Genomic DNA, 23406 nt, shown 5'->3' with positions numbered 1-23406 from the left:
GCGCAGCGCAGTGATCGACCACTTGCAGGCGCTGATCGGGCTGCCGCTGAGCGACCACCGCGATATACCGCCGCAGCAGCACGTGTTCGACTGCTCGATGGCATTCAACACCGCCGTGGCGCCGGCAGCGCCCCTGCACCTGCGCCAACTCGGCGGTGGCCTGCACGCGCTCGTGCGTCATGTGGGAAATTACGCGGAACTGGAAGACGCACTCGACCACATCCTCGCATGCTGGCTGCCGGACAGCGGTTATGCCCTGCGCGAGGCACCGCTGCATTACCTCTATCTCGACGATCCGGAAAGCGTCGCCGAAGCCGAGTTGCGTGCTGACATCCGGCTGCCCGTGCAGCGGTCGGACGGGGCCACATCACTCGGGTGATGTGTTGCCGGCAAAAACACCATCTGCGGTGCCGGATGCATCAGAAAGTGCTGGTGCGAAATATTCCACGCATACGCGCCCGCCAGCGGAAAGGCCAGGCAATCGCCGGGCGCCAGCGCGGCGACCTGCTGATCGCGTGCCAGCACATCCTTGGGCGTGCACAACTGGCCGACCAGGGTCACCCGGGTATCGCGCAACACGGGCGCGCGCTCACCGCGCACCACACGGAACGGATGATCGTGGCCTTGCGCGGCCGGGGTACGAAAGTGATGCGTGCCACCGCGGGCGATCGCAAACCAGGCGCCGTGACTGCGTTTGAGATCGAGCACCTCCATCAGGTACCAACCGCAGCTGGCGCTGACGTAACGGCCCGGCTCCAGGCGCAGGCGCAGGTCTGTCCCGTGTTCCCGCAGCAGGGCAGGCAGCCCGGCACAGAAGCCGGCCCAGTCGAACGACGCTTCCGGTGCCAGGTAGTCCACACCGAAGCCACCACCGGCGTTGACCCGCAGTGGCCCAAGCGCATAGGTTTGCCGCCATTGCTGCACGGTGCGCAGGTAGGCGGCCACCAGATGCAACTGCGCGGTGGCGTTGCGTTGATGCGACATCAGATGGAAATGGAAGCCTTCCAGGCGCAGCGACGGGCTTGCCTGCAGCCGCTGCATTGCTGCATCCAGATCGCACGGATCCAGACCGAACGGCGAGGGTTGCCCGCCCATCATCAAGCGCGTGCTTTGCGCGCCGGGCACGGCGATATTCATGCGCAGGAACACCGGCACGCAGCGGCCGCCGTGCGTCGCGATCGCCGCCAGCCGTTCGAGTTCGCGCAGGCTTTCCACATGCACGGTGCAGTCGGGCAGGGCGGCTGCCTGGGCGAGCTCGGTGTCGAGTTTTCCCGGGCCGCCAAACAGCAACGGTGCCTGTGGTTGCTGCGCATGCAGCCAGGCCAGCTCGCCACCGGAGGCGGCCTCGAAGCCGTCTACATGGGTTGCCAGCGTGCGCAGGACCGGTGGCTCTGCATTGGCCTTGGCCGCGTAGAACAGTTCGCACTGCGCCGGCAACTGCGCACGCATCCAGGCCGCATGCGTGTGCAGTGCCGCCAGATCGTAGACATACGCACAGACCGGGCCCTCGCAGCGTTCGCGCAGCTGCGGCAAGGCGGCAAGCATTGCGGCGGTATCGATCTGCAGACTCACGCCGCCACCTGCCGCTGCGCCGTGATGCGGGGGATGGGATTCGGCAGTGCGGTGTAGTCGGACTGGCGGTCGGCACGCTGCCAGAGACGGGTCCCCAGATTGTTCTTGCCCGGCAGTGCTGCGCCGTCGACCAGACCCTGCAACGCCGCTTGCGCGCCATGGCGTTGTTGCCAGCGCAGCGCGATCTCGCCCACGCATTGCCAAAGCTGCGTTTCGAGTGCGGCATCGCCTTGGCTGAGATGAAAGATCGCCTCGGCCAGGTTGTTGACCAGCGCGCAATACGCCACCCGGTTCCAGCCCTGCTCTGGCGTGTAGTACAGCGATTGGCGTGCGCGTTCGCCGACGCCGCGCAGGCGTGTTTCCGGCCAGTGGTGGGCGAGCAGCTTGGTGCCTTCCAAATCGCGGATCCATACCCGCGTCGGCCAGCCGTCGGCAAAACCGATCACGGTGTTTTGCAGGTGCGGCTCCAGCGCGATGCCGTGCTGGAACAGCGCGCTCCACACTCCATCCAGCAGCAGCCCGGCATAGGCGCCAAACCACAGCAGCGTTGCGGTGCGACGGTTCATCTGTGCGCTGCCGAGCGCCCGCAGGCGCGCGGCGCACACGCTATTGCCCTGCGCATCGCAGGTGAACAACGCCGCAGCCACCTGCGGTTGCCAGCGTGCACGTTGCGCAGCGGGAATGCCTTGCCGGTACAGGATGCCGAAGCTCTCCGACAAGGTGCGCGCCGCCAGCGGATCGGCGGCATGCAAGGCGGGATCGACCAAGGCCACGTCCAGCGAAGTCGCGGCCGGCTCCAGCATCACATCGAAACCCGGTACCTGCATGGCCAGGGCACGCCAGCTCGGCGCCAGCAGCTCGCTGAGCGCAACCGCACTCTCCAGTTCGTACCATGCGTTCTTGCGCACACAGTTGGTGAGCCGCACATGCACCGAACACTTGAGGAAATATGCCAGCTCAGGGTGATACAGCGTGCGGACCGACGAGGTCGGCCGCAGTGCATCGCCTAACGGGCCGATCGGCGTGATCAGGCCGCGTGCCTGCATGGTGCGCAGCAACGGGGCATCGAGCAGCCGCTGCGCTTCCCAGGGGTGGCAGGGATAGAGATCGTCGCTGCCGCTGAGCTGCCGTAATGTCGCGCGCACGTCGCGTCCCTGGATGCGCAGCAGGCGCGGGTCGATGCGGAACCAGAACAGCTGGAACGACGCGCGCGCCTCCGGTGCGCAGGCCAGCACCTGATCCAGATCCACACCTTCGCGGCTCTTGGGCGTCGGGTGCAGTGCATGCCCCCACAGCATCGATTGTTCGGCGTCGATCATTGCCTCGCCGGTGGCGGCGGTGAGCTGCGCCTGGCGCAAAAACGCAGCGGTGACGGCCACGCTATTGGCGCTTTGCGCCAACAGCTCCGGGTTGATGGCCTGCGTGCTGGCCAAGGCTTGTAGCAGGCAGCGTGCCAGCGCTTGTGCATCCAGGCTATGCCACGGTTTGCCGGCGCTCTTGAGAAACGGCGCGGAGGCGAAACGGCAGCGGCCCAAGCGGTCGGCATAGGCAATGCGCACGCACAGTGCACCGCTCTGGCCTAGATCGATGCGCAGCCAGCGGTGTTCGGCCACGCGCGGGCCGGGGCGATCCAGCCCGCGATAGTCGAACTGCACTGCACGCTGCGGAATTGCGAATTCGCGCAGATAGCAGTTCAACCAGCAGCTGCAGGCCTGCGCGTCGGCCATGCTGTCGTACCAGGGGTCATGCATCGTGTGCGGCGACATCGGCAGTTCTCCTCGAAGGAAAGCGCACCACAACGGTGAGCGCAGCAGCGGCCGCGGCCAGCGCGGCAGCCAGGAAAGGGGTGGCGGGGCCGGACGCCTGTGCCAACGCGCCGGCAGCGGCACCGGCGAACACGCCGGCCCATTTGCCGCAGGCATCGAAGCGGCCGAACAGGCGCCCGGCGCCATGCCCGCTGGCAATGTGCGCCAGGCTGCGGTTGAGCCCACGCAGCGCGAACAACATGCCCAGGCCGAACAACAGCCGCGCCACCGCCAGTGCGAGGGCATCGTGCAATAGCGCCTGCCACACGCAGGCCACCGCGAACAACGCCAGGCCAGGTAGCAGCCATGCCTGGCCATCGCCGCGTCGCCACCACGGCAGCACCACCAGATACACCAGGTGCGGCAGGCTGTAGAGCAGGCCGGCGAGCGCATCGTGGCCGGCACCGCGCGCGAGCGCATACGGAATGAAATACGGAAACGTCACCACCATCGCGAAGCAGAACAAGAACTGTGCGAGCAGCAGGGCCGGCCACGACGGCGCGGCAGTGGTGCGCGGCGATGCGGCAGATGAAGCAGCGTGCCTGGAAGACGTGACCGCTTTGCCGGTAGGGTGGTCTCGCGCAGCCGGCTGGTCGGCCGGCAGTCGCCACGTCAACGCAAAGGCAATCAATGGCAGCAACGCCAGTGCGCGATACAGCGATTGCGCAGGACCCAGCGCCAGTGCCAGCCCCAGCAGTGCCGGTGCACTCACCATGGCAAGGCGGGCCGAATACTGTGTCCAGTCCAGCGCACGCGCCAACGGGCCGGCCTGCGGCTGGCTGGCCAGATACGCATTTGCCGCTGCCAGCGAACCGCCACAGGTGCCTTGGACGACCAGGCCGATCACCAGCCAGCTCAGCGACGGCGCGAAGCCGGCAATCGCAAAGCCCAGCGCCAGGCCCAGTTGTGCGCGCAGCAGCGAACGCTTGCGTCCATGGCGGTCTGCCCAGCGCCCCCAGCTGCTTGCCGTCAGTGCGGTGCAGAGCGTGGGCAACACATACAGCACGCCGCTCCAGCCCACGGCGGCCGCCGGCGCAAGTTCGGCCAAGACCTGCGGCAGAAACAGTGGCATGCCCAACGCCGTGAATGCCGCCAGATAATGCGCAGCCAGCACCGGACCCAGGATGCGCCTCATCGTGGCACGCCCGCTTGCCTGCGCGGCGGTTGGTGCGCATCGGCGAACGCGTCGCCGAATGGATTGGGCGCGCTGTCGCCGTAGAACTTGTTGATGTCGCTGGCGCCGGTGAGGTGCTTGCTGAGCAGGCTGCCAGCGCTAAGCAGGTATTTCACCGGCAGCCGTGGCGCGGCCAACAGGCGGCGTGCGGGGCCGATATCGATGCCATCGCCCTCCAGTTGCGCCAGCGTTGCAGCGAGCTGGGCCTGCAGTTGCGCATACAGCGGCGCGCGGAGTGCGGGTTGCCATTCGGCCAAGCCTTCCAGCACCGCCTGCAGATCCAGCTGCAGCACGATCGTGCAGAACATCTGCGCCAACGCCTGCGGGTGGTCTACCGCAATCCGCGCATCCTGCAGCGGGCCCAATGCATCCAGCTCCGGCAGCGCCGCGCGCAATTGCGGCAGCGCAATCCGCGCAGCGTCGTTGTCCTTCATCAACAGGCGCGTGGCTTGGCCATCGGAATACACCAGCACGCTGTTCTGCTGATTGGCTTCCAGCGCGATGCCGTAACCAAGCCACAGGCGCAGATGCACGGCAAGCAGCAGTTCGGTGTAGTCGCGCCACCAGCGCAGCACATCGCCATGCGCAAAACGCTCGGCAAGATGGATCGCCATCGGGCGGCCATCGGGCATGGGCGCGCACAGCGCAGCGACCGGGACCAGCGTGGCATCGTCCAGCGCTGGGTAACGCCGCACCAGATAGGCCAGATGCCGCGTCTGGCCGACATGCCCGCCGTGCGACTCGTCGACGAACACGCAGCGGCCTTGCAGTGCAGGATCCAGCGCATCGATGTGCCGCAACGCGCGCTCCATCCAGTGCCCGTCGTACAGCGTGGAGGGTTTGATCAACCGCAGGTTGAGGGCGCCCAGGGTGCGCATCGGAATGGGCAGTTTGAGATGCAGCTGTGGGTGCTGCGGCGGCACCAGCGTGCGCACCGACAGCGACGGACGCACGTCCAGCCAGGCGTTCGGTGCTCGCAGCACGTCCTCGGGCAGCGCGAAGCCCTCCTGCTCCAAGCGCTCCCACATCAGCGGATGTACCGGCCAGGGCAGATGCGTGGCGGCCAATTCGGGTGGCAGTCCCAGGCTGGCGAAATCCGGCCATAGCTCGGCCGGCGCGGCGCTGGTGCATTGCGCCAACGCCTGCGGAATCGCCAGCCAGTGCAGCGCAAAAGTCGGCGCGAATTCCGGTGCGTAGTGGCGCAGCTCGGCCGCGTCCAGCCCGGCCTTGGCACGCGCGGTGGGATAGAAAGGATGGTCGCGGTAGCTGGCCAGCTGATCGCAGCGGTAGGCACGCTCGGCGGCATCGGGGTGATGCAGCGCAGTGCGCAACGCCGGCGCCTGCGCGTGGTAGGCCTGCCGCGCCAGCCCGCGGTGCGCGGCGGCGCAGTCGGCTTCGTCGGCGTAGGCGCGATGCAGCTGTTGCGTTTGGGCATCGAGTTCTGCGCTGATGCGGTGCAGCCAGGCGTGTGCGCCACGTTCGACATGCACGCCGTCGTCGCTGCGCACAATCCAGCTGTCGCCGCAGGCACCGATGTCCTGCAGCACGCCTTGACGATGGATCGGCAGCCACAGCGTGCCGCCGGGCAGGTGGGCGATGCACCACCAGCCATGCACCGGGCTGGGGTCGGTCCACTGCGCCAGCACCTGCGCATCCGGTACCGCCGCACTGCCGCGGGTCGCAATCCCGCGCACGTCTTCGCGCAGGCAGGCATCGATGATGCGGGTGGCGATGTAGCGTTGGTCGGCCGTGCTGCTCATGCGCGCAGTTCCGTGCCATCGATGCGCCACTGCAGGCCCGCTTCGGCCTGCACCACTGCCTGTTGCAGTGTCTGCGCATCGCGTGCCAATGCGCTCAGCACGCCCAGGTAATCCTTGTTAGAATGGCTCAGGCGGATGCGCTCGCCCGGTGCGCGCATCCGCCGGTACTGCACGTCGCTGTGCGTATCGCGCTGGCGGCGGTCTTCGCTGGCGGCGACCAATTCGCCGTCGTGTTCGGCCACGTAGTAGCGCAGCAAGGCATGTGCATGGGCACCGCGGAGCGGTGGCAACGGCAGGCCCAGATGCGGTGCCAGCGCCGCGTTGAACCATTGCTTGCCAAACATCTCGTCGAGCAGGAATTCGCGCCGATCGCCGATGCTGCGGTAATTGATCTCCACCAGCACCGGGCCATCGGCGGTGAGGATGAATTCGCTATGGCACAGCCCGAAGCCGACACCGAACGCGCGCAGCTGATGCAGCGCCTGCGCGATCACCGGCGTATCCACGTCGGCATCCCATTGCGCTTCGCATTCGACGAAATGCGGCGGCGGCGACAAACGCACCTTGAAGCCGCCGAGGGCTTGCAGGTGCTTGCCATCGCCCAGCGTTTCCAGCGTAAACAGCGCACCTTCCAGCATGCCTTCCAACAGCACGGTGCGCTGCGGATGGCGCTCCCATCCATCGTCCAGGTAGGCCTGCAATTGCGCTGCATCGGCGCAGCAGCGTACATCCAGGCTGGCCACGCCCTCGCGAGGCTTGGCCACCACCGGCCATGGAATCTGTGCCGGCAACCCGGCGCCCGGGCTCAGCGTGCAAAACCACGGGCAGGGGAGCCCCTGCGCACGCAAGCGTTGGCGCATCGCCGCCTTGTTCTTGGCGGCGTAGCACACCTGCCAGTCCTTGCCCGGCAGGCTGAGCGCTGCGGCCACCAGCGCGGTGCTGGTCTGCAGGTGGTCGCTATTGCTGAACACCGCGCGTGGGGCGATGTCTGCATCGTGCATTACATCGAGGACACCGAGCGGATTGAACACATCGCATTCGATCACCCGCTGCGGTGCATGGGCGGGATGCTCGCGGAAATAGGCCAGGTGATCGAGCCGGTGGTCGGTCAGCAACCACACCGGCAGGCCCAGCGCGTGCGCGGCGGGCAGGAATCCTTCGGTGATGGCCGGATGGCAGACATGGGTGAGGATCACCAACGGTGCAGCGGATGTCGCAGTCATGGCAGCTCTCGTTCGACAGGACGGTGGGGAAAACCGGTACTGAAACGGGGCTGCCTAGCGCCATGGCGGCGTTGGGTGGCCTGCGATACGTCGATCGCATGCCGCGTGCTGCGGCAATGATGCGTGCCTCATGCACGCCGTTGTCTTGGCGGCGGTCAGTACAACCGCCGTTGCTTCACGCGCAACCTACGCCGTGTGCGTGGGTCGTGTGCAGCGCTTGCCAGGTGATGCAGGTTTAAAACGTGTACTCCAGTCCGGCAGTGACGGTGCGCGCAGGCGCGGCCTGGCGCCCCCAGGGGCTGGTGTCCACGCCACGGAACCAGTATTGCCGGTCGAACAGGTTGTTGATCGCCAACGATGCGCTGAACTTCTGTCCATCGCGTTCGAACAAGGTATGGCTCACTTGCGTGTTCCACACCATGTAGGCCGGCAACTGACCCATCGAAGCGATGGCATTCTCCTGCACGGTGTTGGCGGCGTCGCTGAAGGCCTTGCTGAAGTAATAGCCCGAAAGCGCGACAGTGGTGCGACCGAGCGCGTAAGTGCCGCCCAGCGTGAGCTGGTTGCGCGAGGTGTAAGGCACGCGCAAGCCGCGGAATGCGCCCGATTCCTGGCTGGCATCCAGATAGGCGTAACTGGCATTGAGGGTGAGCGCACGCAGTTGCGCAGGGCTCCACTGCAGTTCCAGCTCGCCACCTTGATGGCGGGTCTTGCCCAGGTTGCGGAACACGCGGGTGGTGTTGTCGAGTTGAATCTGTTGATCGAAATCGATGAGGTAGCCTCCCAGCTGGATCCGTGTCCGCTCGTTGGGCTGATAGCGCGCACCCGCCTCGTAATTCCATGCCAGCTCGGCATCCAGGTTGTTGCCGAAGATGATCTGGGTGACCTGCGGCGCACGCATCGAGCGCTGCCCGTCTGCATAGAAGAACCACTGCGCATTTGCCTGGAAGCCCAACGTCAGCCCGGGCAGGACATCGCGGGTCTGGTTGAGCGTGCTGACGCCAGTGGCGCGATTGAAATAGCGCGAATCCAGGCGCTCGTAGCGCAGGCCCGGCGTAATCGTCACGCGCTCGTCCGGCAGTGTGATGGCGTTGCTGATGTACGCGGCCAACGCGCGGTCTTCGAACTGCCAGTCGCGCACGTTGGTGAACAGCCCATCGCTCAGGCGCAGGTTGCCCACCAGAAAATCGATGTCCTCGTGCACTGCACGTACCCCGGCAGTCCACTGCTGACGCACGCCACCGCTATCGCCCATGCTCCAGCGCAAACGCGGTTCGCTGCCGAAGATGCGGAAGTCGCGCGGCGCGGTCTGACGTAGCTGCGGCGGCAAGTCCGAGCGCCATGTTTCGGTGGAAGCCTGGCGCATGCCGACAATGAAATTGCGACTGCTGCGTGCACTGAAGTTGCTCCAATCCAGGCGTACGTCCTGCATCGGGCCCCAATCGCCCAGCAGCTGTTCGTAGCTCAGCGATGCACGTGTGGTGCGGCCGTTGAAGCTGTCCAGCGGGCGGGTGGACTGGCGCGGGTCGCGTCGGTAATCGTCCGGACTGAGGGCGCCGGCCAGATCCATGTCGACCAGATAACGCTGCACGCTGGCCTTGAGCAGCTTAGTGTCGTCCAGCCACCATTCGGCACGTACGCGCAGATTGCTGATGTCGGTGTCGCTATGTGCGCGCCAGTACTCGCCATAGGTGCGATTGGCATCCACCTGCATGCCGAAATGATCGGTGAGGTACCCACCGCTGCTGAGCGCACTGTCCTGCAGGAACTGGCCCTGGCCGCCGGCGGTGATTTTGTGCGCCAGCGTCGTGCTCCATGCGCTCGGGATCTCCTTGCTGACCAGGTTGATCACCCCGCCCACGTTGTTCGGCCCGTACTGCACCGCCGCGCCACCGCGCACGATGTCGATGCGGTCGATCTGGTTCAACCCCACCGGGAACAATGACAGGCTGGTCTGCCCATATGGCGCCAATGCCAATGGAATGCCGTCTTCGAGTACCTGTACGCGGCCGCTGCGGCTTTCGTACAGGCCACGCAGCATCAGCTGTGGCAGCGCGCCGGTGCCGGTTTCATCGAAGATCTTGATACCGGGCACGCGCTGCAATGCATCGTCCAACGAACGATTGCCGCCATTGCGCAACTGCTCACGGTCGATGACCTGGCGGCTGCCGGCGTAGCGCTGCACATCGTCGGGCTTGGAGCGCCCGAGCAGGCTGCCTTGCACCTGGATCGCGTCCAGCGCACGAATCGGTGTGCCGCCCACGGTGGCGTCAGGCGCCTCGGCCGCTGGCGTATCGCTTGCGCGCGCCAGTTGCGGCAGCGTCAGCGTGCTCGCCGCGATCGCGATAGCCAAGGCGTGGAAACGGAACGTCGACATCTACGGCGTGCTCCTGCAGGCGGAAAGTGATTGGGGAACGGCAAGGCCGGCCAAATGGCCGCGCAAGGCGCGTTGAATCAGCGCGCGGTCTTCGCCGGCCAGCAGCCAGCGCAGCTCCGGCTGCTGCAGCCAGTGCGCACGTTGCGCGTCAGTACGCGGGTTGGGGCAGAACGGGACGTTTGCAGCACGGCACTGCGCATGCAATTGCAGCAGCAATTCCCACACCTGCGGGTGGGTGGGCTGCGGACCCAGACCCAGATCCAGCGCAAGATCCAGCGCGCCTTCCATCACCAGGGCCACGCCGGGGATGGCAAGAATCTCCGGCAGGGCAGCCACGCCGGCGGCGCTTTCGATCATCGGCACGATACGGATGTTCGCATTGGCCTGCGCGATGTAGGTGGGCAGATCGACATTGCCGAAGCCGGTCACACGGCCGCCGGTGAGACCCCGCCGGCCCAGCGGCGGGAAGCGCGCTGCGGCGATGGCATCGCCGATCTGCGTGGCAGACTCGGTACGCGGAATCACGACCCCGCGCGCACCGGCATCCAGCACCCGGCCGATCAGCTTTTCGTCTATTTCCGGCACGCGCACCCAGGCCTCGCAGCCGGATAACTCGCAGGCGCGGATGGCATGTTCCAGCGCGTCCGGCCCACGCAACACATGCTCCAGATCGAGTACCACAAAGCCATAGCCGATGCGGCCCAGCAACTCGCAGAGCTGCACGCTTGGCAATGCATTGAGGATGCCGACTGCAACCGCCATGGAAGAGGCCGCCGAAGAAACGGGCGCTCATCCTGCACTTGATGGGAATGATTATCAAGTGTGTTTTCTGGTCTTTTTGGGTAACCAGGGAACTTGGCCCTGTTCGTTTCGACCAGGATGTGGAGAGACTCATTCCGGTACGGTCGGTGTCCTGCAGCCCGTACTCGGTTCGATCAGCAGCACCGGCCGCGCGCAAGGGCAATGTTGTCGTTGCCCCGGAAAGGACTTAGCCTCGCGGAAACAAGGCGTTATCGGCCAACTTAACCATGTATCGCACTTCAGCCACATTGCTATGCATCTCCCTGGCGACCTTGCTGTGCGCTTGCGGAGCAAAGGAGACCACCATGCAATCCAAGGACGTGCAGGCCCGCGACGCTGATGGCGATCCGATCTATCAGAAGAACCCGCATCCCAAGCAGGCTTATCGCGTCACCATGACCATCGAGGATGCGCCAGGGCCGTTTGGGGTTGTGTCAGGTACGGCGTTTTATGACATGAAAAATCGCGATGAATGTGCGCCTTTCGACCCTGCGTTGGGGATGTCCACAAAGCCGAAGGAAGACGCAATACCTGTTGCTTTTCATAGGGTCGACGATACAGCTTACATGGCGATGGTTTATACGGATGGCATGATCGATGCTGACTACTATGGCAAGGGGATCTGCCACTGGGAATTTGGAGGTATTGGCGTTTCCCTAAAGGCGACAGGTAGTAGCGGGGAAACAGCTTTTGCGCCTAGTCTAGAAAGGAAGTATTTTGATGAGCTCAGTCAAAAAACAACTTTTTTTTGGTTGGGGGGGTATCCAAAAAGTAAGCTTGAGGGGTACGTCGACTTCGGTGAGGAACTTGCTGAGAAATACGCAGAGCCGAACCGCAGTAACTTATTTCGTATAACTCTCAGTGCGGAGAGGGTTGCCCCATGAGTCTCACCAGCCAGCAGTATGCCGCGCTGACTCGCGATGGCTACGACAGACCCGAAGATACTGGAGAGCGAAGCGCCATTGTAGACATTGGCGGTTTGCCTGTCCGACGTTTGCAATATGTGGACAGGCCGTCAGGCTACCAAGGCGTGATATACGAGAGGGTTGATACCAGGGAAATAGTGGTTGTCCACCGAGGAAGCGAGTTCGATCGTCAGCCCATCCTGGACGGCGCACTGGCCGACGGTGGAATGGTTGCAACCCGCCACAACGCACAGGTAGCGGACGCCATCGCGTTTACGCAGGGTGCCTTGAAATATGCAGAGCAGAAGCATCTCGCTACCGGGTTGGAAATACCCGATGTGACGGTTGCAGGCCACTCGCTTGGTGGTAATTTGGCGCAAGTTACTGCACATCACTTCAAGCTCAAGGGACAGACCTTCGACGCCTACGGCGCGGTCAGTCTGGATCGGCGGATCCCTGAGGGCGGAGGCGACGTAATCAATCACGTCATGGCGGGCGATGCAGTCAGTGCCGCGAGCCGGCATTACGGCCAAGCCAAGGTCTATGCCACACCGCACGAGATTGCTGTCTTAAAGGCCGCTGATTACGCCAACGACCCCGATGCCTTGGATGCGCGTGATCCGGTGTCTGCGGCTGTCAGGCTGGGTGAGTCGCATCGCATGCATAACTTCTTGCCAGTCGATGGAGCCGGCAAACTGGATACCTCCGTCTTGGAAGATCCTTCAACGCAGCAGCTCGCTAGGCATTACGCGCCGATGATCGGGAGGTATCGCGATGACGTGGAAACGCTGCGAGCGGGCGTGACGCTGTATTCGCGCGGAATTCCCGGGCTGGCCCGTGATGGGATCGATCAGCTGCGTGGTCCGGTGGAGCCGGGGACCGGGCGTCGGGAAATGGATGCGCCCAGCTGGCAGCAGCAGATGCAGCAACTTCAGCAGGACCGCGAGCGCAGCCATGCGCCACAGACCTGGCAGGTGCCGCTCAAGCAGGATGCGCAGGAAGTGCGTGCGGCGTCGCCGACACACGGCGGCAAGCCGTCCTCACTTCAAGAGGACCCCGGCGCATTTCTGGACCGCATGTTGGCCGCCGCGCAGAGCGGCAATCGTGATCAGTTCCGTCAGATGACACAGGCCTTGGCCAACGAGCCGCCTGGCCGCGCCTTGCGCGCCGAGGCTGTCGAGGCGGTAAATCATCAGGAACAACAGGTGGCTCAGCAGGCGATCCAAGCGCAGCGGCAACAGGCCGAGCTGCAACAGCAAGAAACCATGCGCGTCGGTGCGCGCAGTCTGTAGTGTTATCACAAGGAAGGCAGGACGCACGATGAACACACAAGACCCGATGGAACTGGTCAGCAAGACCGCTGCCTTGATGGAACAGTTCGAGCGTCGCTGCGCCGAATTGGAACAACTGCAACGCCGGCTTGCGCAGCAGTTGGAGCACGTGGCCCAGTCGCTGCCAACCGTGGTCACCCGTTCGGCCGAGCAGACGCTGCAGCGCGTGCCCGACACCTTGATTCGAAGCATCCAGCAGGGAATGGACCAACCCGTCGCCGGCTTCGAGAAGCGGCTACAGCAAGCCGGCGGTTTGATCGGCGAGGGCGCGCAGTCGCTGGCTGATCAACTCAAGCGTATCGAACGTGGGCAGCGCCTGCTGCTATGGAAAGGCGCTGCGGTTGTCCTGGGAAGCTTGCTGCTGTTACTGGGCGGTGGTGGATGGTTGTTGGGCCAGTACCGCCAGCAGATCCGCGACACTCAGTTGCGTGCTGAGTTGCTGCGCGCCTACAACGCCGCGGACGTGACGTTGTGTGGCGGGCAGTTATGCGCCAATGTGGACACCAAGGGCGCGGCCTATGGCGACCGTCGCCAGTATCGGCTCGTCAAGCCACGCTGAGGTCGGCGGCAACTCAGTATGCATCGCCCGTGACAACCACGATGCGGCTACGACCCGGGGAAAATCCCCCTGAAATGCGTAGAGCGGCATGCGTATGCGTCTTGCCACCGGGTGGTGGGGTCGTGGACGGTCACCGGCATCACGACGCCGGCACGTTCAACGCGCGGTACGGCGGAGTGGACATCACCATTTCGGCCAGCGAATAGGCCAGTTCGCGCTCGGCCAGAACCGCGCCGTCGGCGCCATGTTCGAGCAGGTGCTTGACCTCCGCGTCGCTGTGGGCGCGCGCCAGCAGTGTCAGCGAGGGATTGATGACGCGCAGCTTGGCCAGCGCCTCGCCGGCTTCCAGCGGCTGCGGAATGGCCAGGATGGCGATCTTGGCGTGCTCCGGACGCGCTTCGGCCAGCACGCGGTCGGCCGCTGCGCTGCCCCGGATGCCGGGAATACCAGCGGCATGCGCCTTGGCGACGTGGTCGCCGTTGTCGTCGATCACCAGCACCGGCACGCCGCGGCTGCGCAGCAATTGCGCCAGCGAACTGCCCACGCGGCCGTAGCCGATCACGATGGCATGCCCATCGGCCGGCAGCGGCGGGCCGGGTGGTAGTTCCGGTTCCACGGCGGCGGGCGCGTCCTGCGCCTGCTTGGCCTGCCAGCGGTCCAGCCACGAGAACAGGAACGGGTTGGCCACGATCGACAGCAGCGCACCGGCCAGGATCAGGTCGCGCCCGGTTTCCGGCAGGATCGCCAGTTGCACGCCCAGGCCGGCGAGGATGAAGGAGAATTCGCCAATCTGCGCCAGGCTGGTGGAAATGGTGAGCGCCGTGCCGGTGGGGTGGCCGAACGCGCGCACGATCAAAAATGCCGCCAGCGACTTGCCCACGGTAATGGTCAGGAAGGTCGCCAGTACCTGCCACGGGTGCGCGATCAGGATCATCGGGTCGAACAACATGCCCACCGAGACGAAGAACAACACCGCAAACGCGTCGCGCAGCGGCAGCGAATCGTTGGCGGCCTTATGGCTGAGTTCCGATTCCTTGAGCAGCATGCCGGCGAAGAACGCGCCGAGCGCGAAGGACACACCGAACAATGTGGCCGACACGAATGCCACGCCCAGCGCGATGCCGAGCACGGCCAGGGTGAACAATTCGCGCGATCCGGTGGCCGCCACTTTTTCCAACGACCAGGGAATCACGCGCCGGCCGATGACCAACATCGCCGCGACGAACGCCACCATCTTGAGCAAGGTCACGCCAAGCGCGGCCAGCAGCGAGGGCGATTGCGCATCGTGCGCTGCAGCTTGCGTTCCGGTACCGAGCACATCCGCCAGTGCCGGGAGCAACACCAATGCCAGCACCATCACCAGGTCTTCGACAATCAGCCAGCCCACCGCGATGCGGCCGCGCTGGGTGTCCAGCAAACGGCGTTCTTCCAAGGCGCGCAACAGCACCACCGTACTGGCCACCGACAGCGCCAGGCCGAACACCAGGCCGTGAATCAGCGACCAGCCCATGCTCCACGCCAGCGCCCAGCCGAGCAGGGTGGCCACCACGATCTGCGCCAACGCGCCAGGCACCGCGATCCACTTCACTTCCATCAAATCGTCGAGCGAAAAATGCAGGCCCACGCCGAACATCAGCAACATCACACCGAGCTCGGACAGCTGATTGGCGATGGTCTGGTCGGCCACGAATCCCGGCGTAAACGGCCCCACGCACACGCCGGCCAGCAGGTAGCCGACCAGCGGCGAGAGCTTCACCTTCTGTGCGAGCGTGCCAAGGATGAAGGCGACCGCGAGGCCGACGGCGATGATGTCGATGAGGCTGGTGTCGTGATGCATTCCAATCCGTTGTGAGAGTGTCCGGGAGATCGTCGAGGTCGACCAGCCAACGGCACTGCGCCGGGCGTCGCCTGCGGGCATTGCGTGGTCATGGCTGGAGTCCGGCAGGGGGAACTGGACCGCAAGACAGGTCCGGTTGGCCGGACGCCCATAGTACACAGCGCATGATTAACGCGATGCGACATGCGGCGCATGCGTGCAGACGGAGACATGCGTCAGGTGCCGCGCGTAAACCGCTGTGGCCTGTGCCTACGTCAGCGAGCTGAGACGCACGGCGCAAGTCCGGCACGCCGACCCAACATTGACGATACCGCTTCGCGCTTGCGCAAGGCCGGCGCATGGCGCGTGCCGATAATTCGGGCTTCCAGTAAAGCACCTGCGTTCTTTGGCAGGCGCACGCATGCATCGCCCCTGTTTCGGTGGTGATGCCAAACGAGCCAGACCATGCATCTCCGCGATTTTGCAACACCCAAGTTCCGCCACGATCCCTATCCGACCGACGCACGCCTGCGCGAGGAAGGCCCATTGGTGCAGGTGGCAGACGGGCGGCTGATGTCGGGCCGCTACGCCGTGGTCGATCGCTTGCTAGGCGACCGACGGTCGGTCGCGACTATCTGCAAAGCATTCGTCTGCGCTACGGCGAGGCGGCGGTGCACATGCCGCTGTTTCAGGGCATGAGCCGCATGTTCCTGCTGCTCAATCCGCCGCTGCACACGCAGTTGCGCGCACTGATGACCCAGGCCTTCGGTGCGCGGCAGATGGAGTCCATGCGTGAGGTTGCCCGCGATACCGCCGCCGGCTTGATCGACGCTTTCCAGGCCAACGGCCACTGCGATCTGCTGACCGAGTTCGCGTTCCCGCTGCCGATTGCCATCATCTGCCGGATGCTGGATATCGATGAGCCGATGTCAGCGCGCCGAGTCACGCGACCAGCGCTGGCAGAGGTCTTCGATCCGATGATGACGACGGAAGAACTGCAGGCCACCAACGTTGCGTACGACCAGCTGGCACGGTATTTCCACGGCGTGATCGCGCAACGCCGCAGCGATGGCGGCGACGATCTGATTGCGCGCTTCATCCAGGCCCAGGACAACGGCCGCCGCTTGAGCGAGGAGGAGATCGTGTCCAACGTGATCCTGCTGTTCTTTGCCGGCAACGAAACCACCTCCAACATGATCTGCAATGCGCTGGTCGCGCTGCATCGGCATCCGCAGCAATTGCGCCTGCTGCAGGAAACCCCGGGCCTGCTGCCCAATGCAGTGCTTGAATGCATGCGCTACGACAGCTCGGTGCAGATGGCCACGCGCACTGCCTTGCAGGAGTTCCAGATCGAGGGCGTTGCGGTTCCCCAGGGCGCCCTGCTGTATCTGATGCTGGGCGCGGCCAATCACGACACCCTGCAGTTCACCGACCCGCAGGTGCTGGATATCCGCCGCCAGCAGGGCCGCGCGCTGTCGTTCGGTGGCGGCATCCACCACTACCTGGGTAACCGGCTGGCACTGATCGAAATGGAAGCCGCGCTGGCCTGCCTGCTGGCGCGTCTGCCGACGCTTCGGCTGGAGCAGCTGGACACGCTGAGTTGGAACGATCGCGTCAACCTGCGCGGTGTCGACGCGCTGCTCGCCTCCTGGTGAGCAGCGGCCAGGCGGTGAAGTGATGTGCCGGGACGGCATCGCAGCGGCAATCACGGCGCTGGCAAGCGCCACGGCAGATGCACTGCCGCGGCACACGCATCGAGAGGTCCACAACGACAAACACCGCCGATCACTCGGCGGTGTTTGCGTGTGCGCGTGCGTGGATCGGCAGGTTTGCTCGAGCCGGCCGATCAGAAGCGGTAGGTCACCCGGCCGTACCAGTAGCGGCCGTTGAAGCCGAACGGCGACAACGAGGAGTACTGCAGGCCGCTGGCGCGATCATCGTAGCCGGTGGTCAGCTGTGCCTTGGCCGGATACTGGTTGGTGACATTGTCCGCGCCTACGGTGAAGGTCAGCGCCTGCCAGGTGTAGTTGGCCGCCAGATTGAGGATCCAGCGCGCCGCGTAGGTCTGGTCCTGGCTGCCGTCGGCCGGATCGCCGATGCGCTTGATCGCGCCATAGCGGGTGGCATTGCCGTTGAGCGAGAAGCCGCCCAAGGTCCAGTCCGCTGCCAGCATGTACTTGGTGCGTGGCGTGGATTCGGTCAACAAGCCCTGGCTGGCGCGTCCGAAGTTCGGATTGGACAGCTCCAGGATCTTGGTCTTGTTGTAGTTGGCGCTGGCGCTCAGGTTGAGGCTGCCGCCGGCACCGAGCTCGGCCCTGTAGCTGTTGACCCAGTCCACGCCGCGCGTGCGGCTGGTAGCGCCATTGACGAAGAATTGCACCGCACCCACCTGGCCGATCGGCTGGGCGAGCTGGATCTGGTCCGAATACAGGATCTGGTCCCAGATGCGGATCTGGTACACGTCCAGCGTCGAGGTGAAGTTGGCGGTCGGCTGCCAGACGCTGCCGATCCCGTAGTTGGTGGACTTTTCCGGACTCAGCGGACGCGCGCCCAGCTGCACGGCGATCGGATCGGAAGTGCGATAGGTGCCGACCTGGATCAGCTGCCCGTCCTGCGGCAAGGTCACCACCGAGGCGTAGTTTTGCTGCGCCAGCGAGGGCGCACGAAAACCGTTGGAGACCGTTGCGCGCATGGAGAACATATCGGTGAACGCATAGCGCGCCGACAGCTTGCCCGAGCGGGTGGAACCGGCATCGCTGTAGTTCTCGTAACGCCCGGCGATACCGCCGGACAGCTTGTCGGTCAGGTCCGCTTCCAGCGCTGCGTAGGCCGCGTTGCTATGGCGCCCGAACTTGCCGGCCACCGAGGGCTCCAGGCCGGAGAACACCTGCGCACCGCCAGGGTACGGGGCCCCGGTCTCCGGGTTGATGGTGTCGGGGTCGAAGAAATACGACGCCGGCGAGCCGGCGACGATCTCGTAGCGGTCCTGGCGGTGTTCCAGGCCGAAGGCCAGATTGACCGGATAGGCCAGGCCCCAATCGAAGGACTTGTTGAAGTCGGCGTTGAGCGTGCCTTGTTCGGTTTCGAAACCGCCGGAATTGAAGTCCGTCGGCGAGCTGCCCGTGCTCCAGTACAGATTGGTGTTGATGCTGTTGAGGATGTTGAAGGTCATGTCGTTCTTGCCGTAGGTGGCCGACACGTCCCAATGCCAGTCGCTGGCCGTGGTGCCCTTGACGCCCAGCACCGCCGAGCGGTCGTTGATCGGGTTGTAGATCTGCGGCAGGAAGCCGTTGGGATACACCGCCTGCACATTGCGGTCGCTGTTGTCGTAGGCGCGGTAGTAGCCGTTGGACGTCACTTCGCGGCGGCTCACGCTCAGATGGCCATACAGCTCGACGTTGGGCGTGAAGTCATAGCCGAACGCGACCAAGCCCTGGTAGAACCTTGCATCCGGATCGCCATGACGCTGGTAGGGCACGCCGCTGGGATTGGCGGCGCCGGCAAGCGTGGTGGCGCGATTGGTGTTTTCGCTGCGGTTGGTGTCCATCGAATTCTGGTAATTCCACGACAGCCGCACCCAGCCAGGCGCGGTATCGCCGCTGGTGGCGCCGAACGGCAGGCCGACCGAGCCGTCGACGCCGTTCTGTGCGCCGTCACCCTTGTCCATGATGCCGCCATTGACCGAAATGCTGTTGCTGCCGGCCGCGGCGCCGTGCTTGAGCACGATGTTGACCACGCCTGCGATCGCATCGGAGCCGTATTGCGCCGATGCGCCATCGCGCAGCACCTCGATGCGGGCGATCGCCGACATCGGTAGCGAGTTGAGATCGGCCGGCGCCGAACCACGACCGACATAGGGGTTGTAGTTCACCAGCGAGGAGGTGTGATAGCGCTTGCCGTCGACCAGCACCAGCACGTTGTCCGGTGACAGCCCGCGCAACGTGGCCGGACGCGCGGCGTCGTTGCCGTCGGCGATGGCCGGGCGCGGGAAGTTCAGCGACGGCAACAGCTTGCCGAGCGCGGTGGCGACGTCGGTGGCGCCGGTGGCCTGCAGCGACTCCTCGGAGATGATGTCGATCGGCGATTCGGATTCGGCCACGGTCCTGTCGCTGACGCGCGTACCGGTGACGATCAGGGTGTCGAGGGTTTTCTGCGGCTGGGTCGATTGCGACTGCGCACTGGCAGCGAAGGAACAGACGGTGAGTGCGACTGAAATCGCCAGCGAAAGTGCGTTGGAGTTATGCATGGGCGTCAAGGCTCAAGAGGGGTGATGGACGTAGCGACGAAGCGTGGTAATACCGGGGGAATGCAGCTGCGTACGGGTAATCGGCCATGCCTGCGCGCTGCATGCGTCCGCAGTGCGGAGCAGTGCGCGCGAGATGGCAGCAACCGGCAACGCGCGGTGTGGCGCCTTGCGCGCTTGCTGCGTGCATCCTTGCTGAAGCGGTGCAGCGTGCAGCGGAGAGCGTCTAACCTGGCCACCTCACGCGTGCGAGGGCGGCCAGGGACGGTGACGTCGGCGACACGTCGAACGTGCAGTGCCGCGCGACTCAAATGCCGGTCGTGACCGACCGGCATTTGGGAGTTACCACTTGTAGTTCACGTTCGCATAGACCAGCGCGCCGTTGAAACCGAACGGCGAGGCGCTGCTGTAGGGCAGGTAGGTGCGCGTGCCCAAGCCGGCTTGCTGGCGGTCCGGATATTCGTTGAGCACGTTGTCGCCACCAACGGTGAAGTTCCAGGCACCCAACTTGTAGGACGCGGCCAGATCCAGCGTCCACTTGGCCGCGTAGGTCTGGTCGCTGCCGGCGTTGGTGCCGAACGTGCTGAACTCACCCCAGCGCGTGGCGGTGCCGGTGAACGACCAATTGCCGGGCGACCAGGTACCGCCAAGGAAGAACTTGTCGCGCGGCGTACCTTCGGTGATACGGCCGATTTCGGCGCGCCCGATGCGCACCGCACTCGGGTCGATCGCCATCAGCGCTGCCGGGTTGTCGGCGATGCGTTTGATTTCGGTCTTGTTGTAGTTGTAGCCGGAGGTCAGCTCTACGCTGCCGCCATCCAGGTTCCAGCGATAGGTGCCGACCGCATCGACGCCTTGCGTCTTGGTATCGACCGCATTGGTGAAGTAGCGCCCGCCACCGATGCCCGGGAAGCCGTTGGCCTGCAGGTAGTTGCGGACCGCATTGGACGTGAGGTTTTCAGACAGCACGATGCGGTCGTCGATATCGATGCGATACGCATCCACCGTGATGTACAGATTCTCCACCGGCTGCAACACCACGCCCAGGCCGTAATTCTTCGACTCTTCGGCCTTGAGCGGTTCGGCACCGAGCGCGATCGCGGCAGGGTTATCGGTACGGAAGGTGCCGATCTCGAACGGGATCGCGGTCACCGAGCCGTCGGGTTGCGCCACGTTGAGGAACTGGGTGGCGATCGACTGGAAGTTCTGCTGCTGCAGCGACGGCGCGCGGAAGCCGGTGGATGCCGTCGCACGCACCGCCACCTTGTCGGTAAAGGCATAGCGCAGCGACAGCTTGCCGGTGGCGGTGTCGCCGAAGTCGCTGTATTTCTCGTAGCGCCCGGCCAGCCCGGCCGAGAACTTCTCGGTCAGATCGGTTTCCAGATCGGCGTAGAACGAATGACTGTTGCGGTTGTAGTAACCGGCATCGGAGGGCTTGAAGCCCGGAAACACCTGCGCGCCGGGAATCAACGATCCGTTGGCCGAGGGAATACCGCCGTTGGCAGAGGAGGCCGCATCGCCAGGCGATTCGTTGAATTTCTCGCCGCGCCATTCGGCACCGAAGGCCAGCGTCACCGGGTAGGCCAGGCCCCAATCCAGCGTCTTGGTGAAATCGGCATTGAGCACGTTCTGCGTCACTTCCAGCGTACCGGCGTGGAAGTCGGTCGGGCTGGCCAGCCCCAGGCTGTTGTTCAAGCTGTTGCGCACATCGAAGGTGAGATTGTTCTGGCCGTAGTTGTAGCTCAGGTCGATGTTCAAGCCGCCTTCGGTGGAGGTCTTCAAGCCGCCCACCCACGAGACGTCCTTGCTGACGTTGTAGATCTGCGGCAGGAAGCCGTCCGGATAGATTTCCGGGCGATTGCGATTATCGCCGGCAAAGCGGAAATAGCCGTTGGACAGCACTTCGCGCCGGCTGACCATGCCGAACGAATAGAAGGTGAGGTAATCGGTGGGGCTGTATTCGCCATTGAACGAGCGCGCGCCCTGGTCGATGTCGGGGTCGCCGTAACGTTGCTCCACACGGCCGCCGAACGGCAACGCGCGGTTGGTCTGATCCGAGTGCCCGGCCTGTGCGGCCAGGTGCACCTTGCCCGTGCCAGCGAAGCTGAAACCGGCATCGCCGGACAACTGATACTGCTCGCCGTCGCCAGCACTGTACTTGCCATAGCGGCCATTGATGCTGCCGCCTTCGCCGCTGCCCTTGAGCACGACATTGATCACGCCGGCGATGGCGTCCGAGCCGTATTGCGCAGACGCGCCATCGCGCAGCACTTCGATGCGCTCCACCGCGGCGATCGGAATGGTGTTGAGGTCTGCCGGCGAAGAACCACGCCCCTGCGTATCGTTGAGATTGATCAACGCCGTGCTGTGATAGCGCTTGCCGTTGACCAGCACCAGCACCTGATCGGGCGACAGGCCGCGCAGCTGTGCCGGGCGCACCGCGTCGGAGCCGTCGGAGATGGCCGGGCGCGGAAAATTGAGCGAGGGAATCGCGCGTGAGAGCGCGGTCGCCAATTCGGTGGTGCCGGTCGATTCCAGTGCCTGCGGCGAGATGATGTCGATCGGCGATGCCGATTCGGCGACCGTGCGATCGGCCACGCGCGTGCCGGTCACGATCAGGGTGTCCAGTGTTTTCTGGGTCGGCGCCTGCGACTGTGCAGATGCGGTTGAAGCGGAAAACGACAGTGCAAGAACAACGGCGACTGCGAGTGGACTGGTCTTGCAATTCATGCGGTGACAACTCCGAGTGGGGAACGGATGCATCGCAGGGGGCCCCTCCCGGGCCGCGTCCATCGCGGCAGCTGCGGTGCGTTCTCAACCATTAACCACGTGTAACCACATGTCAAATTTTGGTTACGTTGCGCAAGCAACTGTCATCTGTGATGTGCTACTGGCAACGTTGTCATCGTGCACCAAAGTGATGCGGCGCTTGCACCACAGCTGCTGGGGCAGGCGCTCGCTTGCACCATAGTGGACGGCAATACCAGTTATGAAACTTGTGCATCAGAATGTGATCTGCACCGCATCCGCACTGCGCAACACCATGGAAGACGGCTTCGATGTTGTTGCCGTCCGGATCGAGCACAAACGCGGCGTAGTAATGCGGGTGATAGGGGCGTAGGCCGGGCATACCATTGTCGCGACCACCATGGGCGAGCGCGGCCTGATGGAAGGCATGCACCATTGCCACATCGCGTGCCTGGAATGCCAGGTGATGGCGGCCGGTCAGCACACCTTGTGCCACCGTGTTGCGGTCGGAGACGAACAGTTCGTCGGCCCAGAAAAAGCCATCGCCTTCGCCGCCGACCGGAATGCCCAGGACGTCCAGCACAGCCTGGTAGAAGCGCCGGCTTGCCGGCAGGTCCTGCACCACCAGGTGCAGATGGTCGATCAAGCGTCCGCGTGACAGCTGCGATGTTTCCATGGAGCGTGCTCCGGCAATGACGGGAGCACAGTTGATACCACCGCAGCTGCCGGCAGTTCTTCACCTCGCAGCGATGCGGTGCGCAACGAGGCGACCAATGCGTAGCGTGCAGTCGTCAGGCGCGCGCAGGCGGCGCACACCTACCGCGGTGCACGCATGGTCGAGCCCGCGTCCGCCTGGTGCCGGCAGCGCGTTGTTTGCCGTTCCACAAAAGACCGCAGGCAACGCCTGGCCGAAACGCACACGCCCCGGGCTGGCCGGGGAGCGTGGTCGACTCTTGGTGTCGAATTGCAATGGCGGCATGCCATGCCTGGGCAATGACTTCGCATGAGCCGATCACGGCAAATGCGGCGGATGCCTCGTGTTGATCGCGAGATGGCAGATCGCAGCGCCCACCTCACGATCACCAAGACCAC

General features: G+C 64.6%; 15 protein-coding genes and 1 pseudogene. 5 read left to right on the top strand and 11 right to left on the bottom strand.

Translation table 11 applies throughout. The features are described 5' to 3' along the window. Positions 1-10 precede the first annotated feature (10 nt). Entirely contained in the window at positions 11-379 is a 369-nt protein-coding gene (locus FLG15_RS23540; protein WP_237377086.1) for an AraC family transcriptional regulator, read from the top strand. Here FLG15_RS23540 and FLG15_RS15940 read toward each other — a convergent pair. From FLG15_RS15940 to FLG15_RS15910, 7 genes are all read right to left on the bottom strand, one after another. After that, positions 283-1572 carry a type III PLP-dependent enzyme gene (locus FLG15_RS15940; RefSeq protein ID WP_057677803.1) on the bottom strand — a complete coding sequence of 430 codons (1290 nt, stop codon included), beginning with the start codon at positions 1570-1572 and terminating at the stop codon, positions 283-285. The two genes, FLG15_RS23540 and FLG15_RS15940, sit on opposite strands and share 97 nt — an antisense overlap. Beyond that, entirely contained in the window at positions 1569-3338 is a 1770-nt protein-coding gene (locus tag FLG15_RS15935) for an IucA/IucC family protein (protein WP_057677804.1), read from the bottom strand. The genes FLG15_RS15940 and FLG15_RS15935 overlap by 4 nt, the downstream gene beginning before the upstream one ends. Next, positions 3316-4512: an MFS transporter gene (locus FLG15_RS15930; RefSeq protein ID WP_039568183.1), complete on the bottom strand. Its 1197-nt coding sequence runs from the start codon at positions 4510-4512 to the stop codon at positions 3316-3318. The genes FLG15_RS15935 and FLG15_RS15930 overlap by 23 nt, the downstream gene beginning before the upstream one ends. Continuing rightward, the gene (locus FLG15_RS15925) at positions 4509-6311 is read right to left on the bottom strand and encodes an IucA/IucC family protein (RefSeq protein WP_057677805.1); all 1803 of its coding nucleotides are present in this window, start codon (positions 6309-6311) and stop codon (positions 4509-4511) included. The genes FLG15_RS15930 and FLG15_RS15925 overlap by 4 nt, the downstream gene beginning before the upstream one ends. Then, a complete protein-coding gene (locus FLG15_RS15920) occupies positions 6308-7534 on the bottom strand; it encodes an ATP-grasp domain-containing protein (RefSeq protein ID WP_150146771.1) in 1227 nt (408 codons plus the stop codon). The genes FLG15_RS15925 and FLG15_RS15920 overlap by 4 nt, the downstream gene beginning before the upstream one ends. Before the next feature lie 235 nt (positions 7535-7769). Beyond that, positions 7770-9911: a TonB-dependent receptor family protein gene (locus tag FLG15_RS15915; RefSeq protein ID WP_150146768.1), complete on the bottom strand. Its 2142-nt coding sequence runs from the start codon at positions 9909-9911 to the stop codon at positions 7770-7772. Continuing rightward, positions 9912-10673, bottom strand: coding sequence for an HpcH/HpaI aldolase family protein (locus FLG15_RS15910; protein WP_057677808.1), 762 nt, complete (start codon positions 10671-10673; stop codon positions 9912-9914). It abuts the gene before it with no gap. Positions 10674-11017: 344 nt separating this feature from the next. Between FLG15_RS15910 and FLG15_RS15905 the strand changes: the two genes are divergently transcribed. Genes FLG15_RS15905 through FLG15_RS15895 form a run of 3 tightly spaced genes read left to right on the top strand, consistent with a single transcriptional unit; the run spans position 11018 to position 13507 of the window. Then, positions 11018-11596, top strand: coding sequence for a hypothetical protein (locus FLG15_RS15905; RefSeq protein WP_057678522.1), 579 nt, complete (start codon positions 11018-11020; stop codon positions 11594-11596). After that, positions 11593-12909 carry a DUF6792 domain-containing protein gene (locus tag FLG15_RS15900; protein ID WP_150146765.1) on the top strand — a complete coding sequence of 439 codons (1317 nt, stop codon included), beginning with the start codon at positions 11593-11595 and terminating at the stop codon, positions 12907-12909. The genes FLG15_RS15905 and FLG15_RS15900 overlap by 4 nt, the downstream gene beginning before the upstream one ends. A 28-nt stretch (positions 12910-12937) precedes the next feature. Beyond that, the gene (locus tag FLG15_RS15895) at positions 12938-13507 is read left to right on the top strand and encodes a hypothetical protein (protein ID WP_057678520.1); all 570 of its coding nucleotides are present in this window, start codon (positions 12938-12940) and stop codon (positions 13505-13507) included. A gap of 139 nt (positions 13508-13646) precedes the next feature. Here FLG15_RS15895 and ybaL read toward each other — a convergent pair whose 3' ends face one another. Further along, the gene (ybaL, locus tag FLG15_RS15890) at positions 13647-15344 is read right to left on the bottom strand and encodes a YbaL family putative K(+) efflux transporter (RefSeq protein WP_057678519.1); all 1698 of its coding nucleotides are present in this window, start codon (positions 15342-15344) and stop codon (positions 13647-13649) included. A 656-nt stretch (positions 15345-16000) separates the two neighbouring features. On the opposite strand from ybaL, the gene FLG15_RS15880 reads away from it, so the two are divergent. After that, positions 16001-16978, top strand: coding sequence for a cytochrome P450 (locus tag FLG15_RS15880; RefSeq protein ID WP_370512603.1), 978 nt, complete (start codon positions 16001-16003; stop codon positions 16976-16978). Between the two features lie 191 nt (positions 16979-17169). Here FLG15_RS15880 and FLG15_RS15875 read toward each other — a convergent pair whose 3' ends face one another. From FLG15_RS15875 to FLG15_RS15865, 3 genes and pseudogenes are all read right to left on the bottom strand, one after another. Then, a complete protein-coding gene (locus tag FLG15_RS15875) occupies positions 17170-19569 on the bottom strand; it encodes a TonB-dependent receptor plug domain-containing protein (protein ID WP_057678518.1) in 2400 nt (799 codons plus the stop codon). 339 nt (positions 19570-19908) lie between these two features. Then, entirely contained in the window at positions 19909-22296 is a 2388-nt protein-coding gene (locus tag FLG15_RS15870) for a TonB-dependent receptor plug domain-containing protein (RefSeq protein ID WP_150146762.1), read from the bottom strand. A gap of 273 nt (positions 22297-22569) precedes the next feature. Next, a pseudogene (locus FLG15_RS15865) lies at positions 22570-22990 on the bottom strand (VOC family protein). Positions 22991-23406: the final 416 nt, after the last annotated feature.

The organism is Xanthomonas phaseoli pv. dieffenbachiae (assembly GCF_008639345.1).
Classification (GTDB): domain Bacteria; phylum Pseudomonadota; class Gammaproteobacteria; order Xanthomonadales; family Xanthomonadaceae; genus Xanthomonas; species Xanthomonas phaseoli.
The sequence above is the reverse complement of the archived record's forward strand: the minus strand, read 5'-3'. Positions and strand labels throughout refer to the sequence as shown.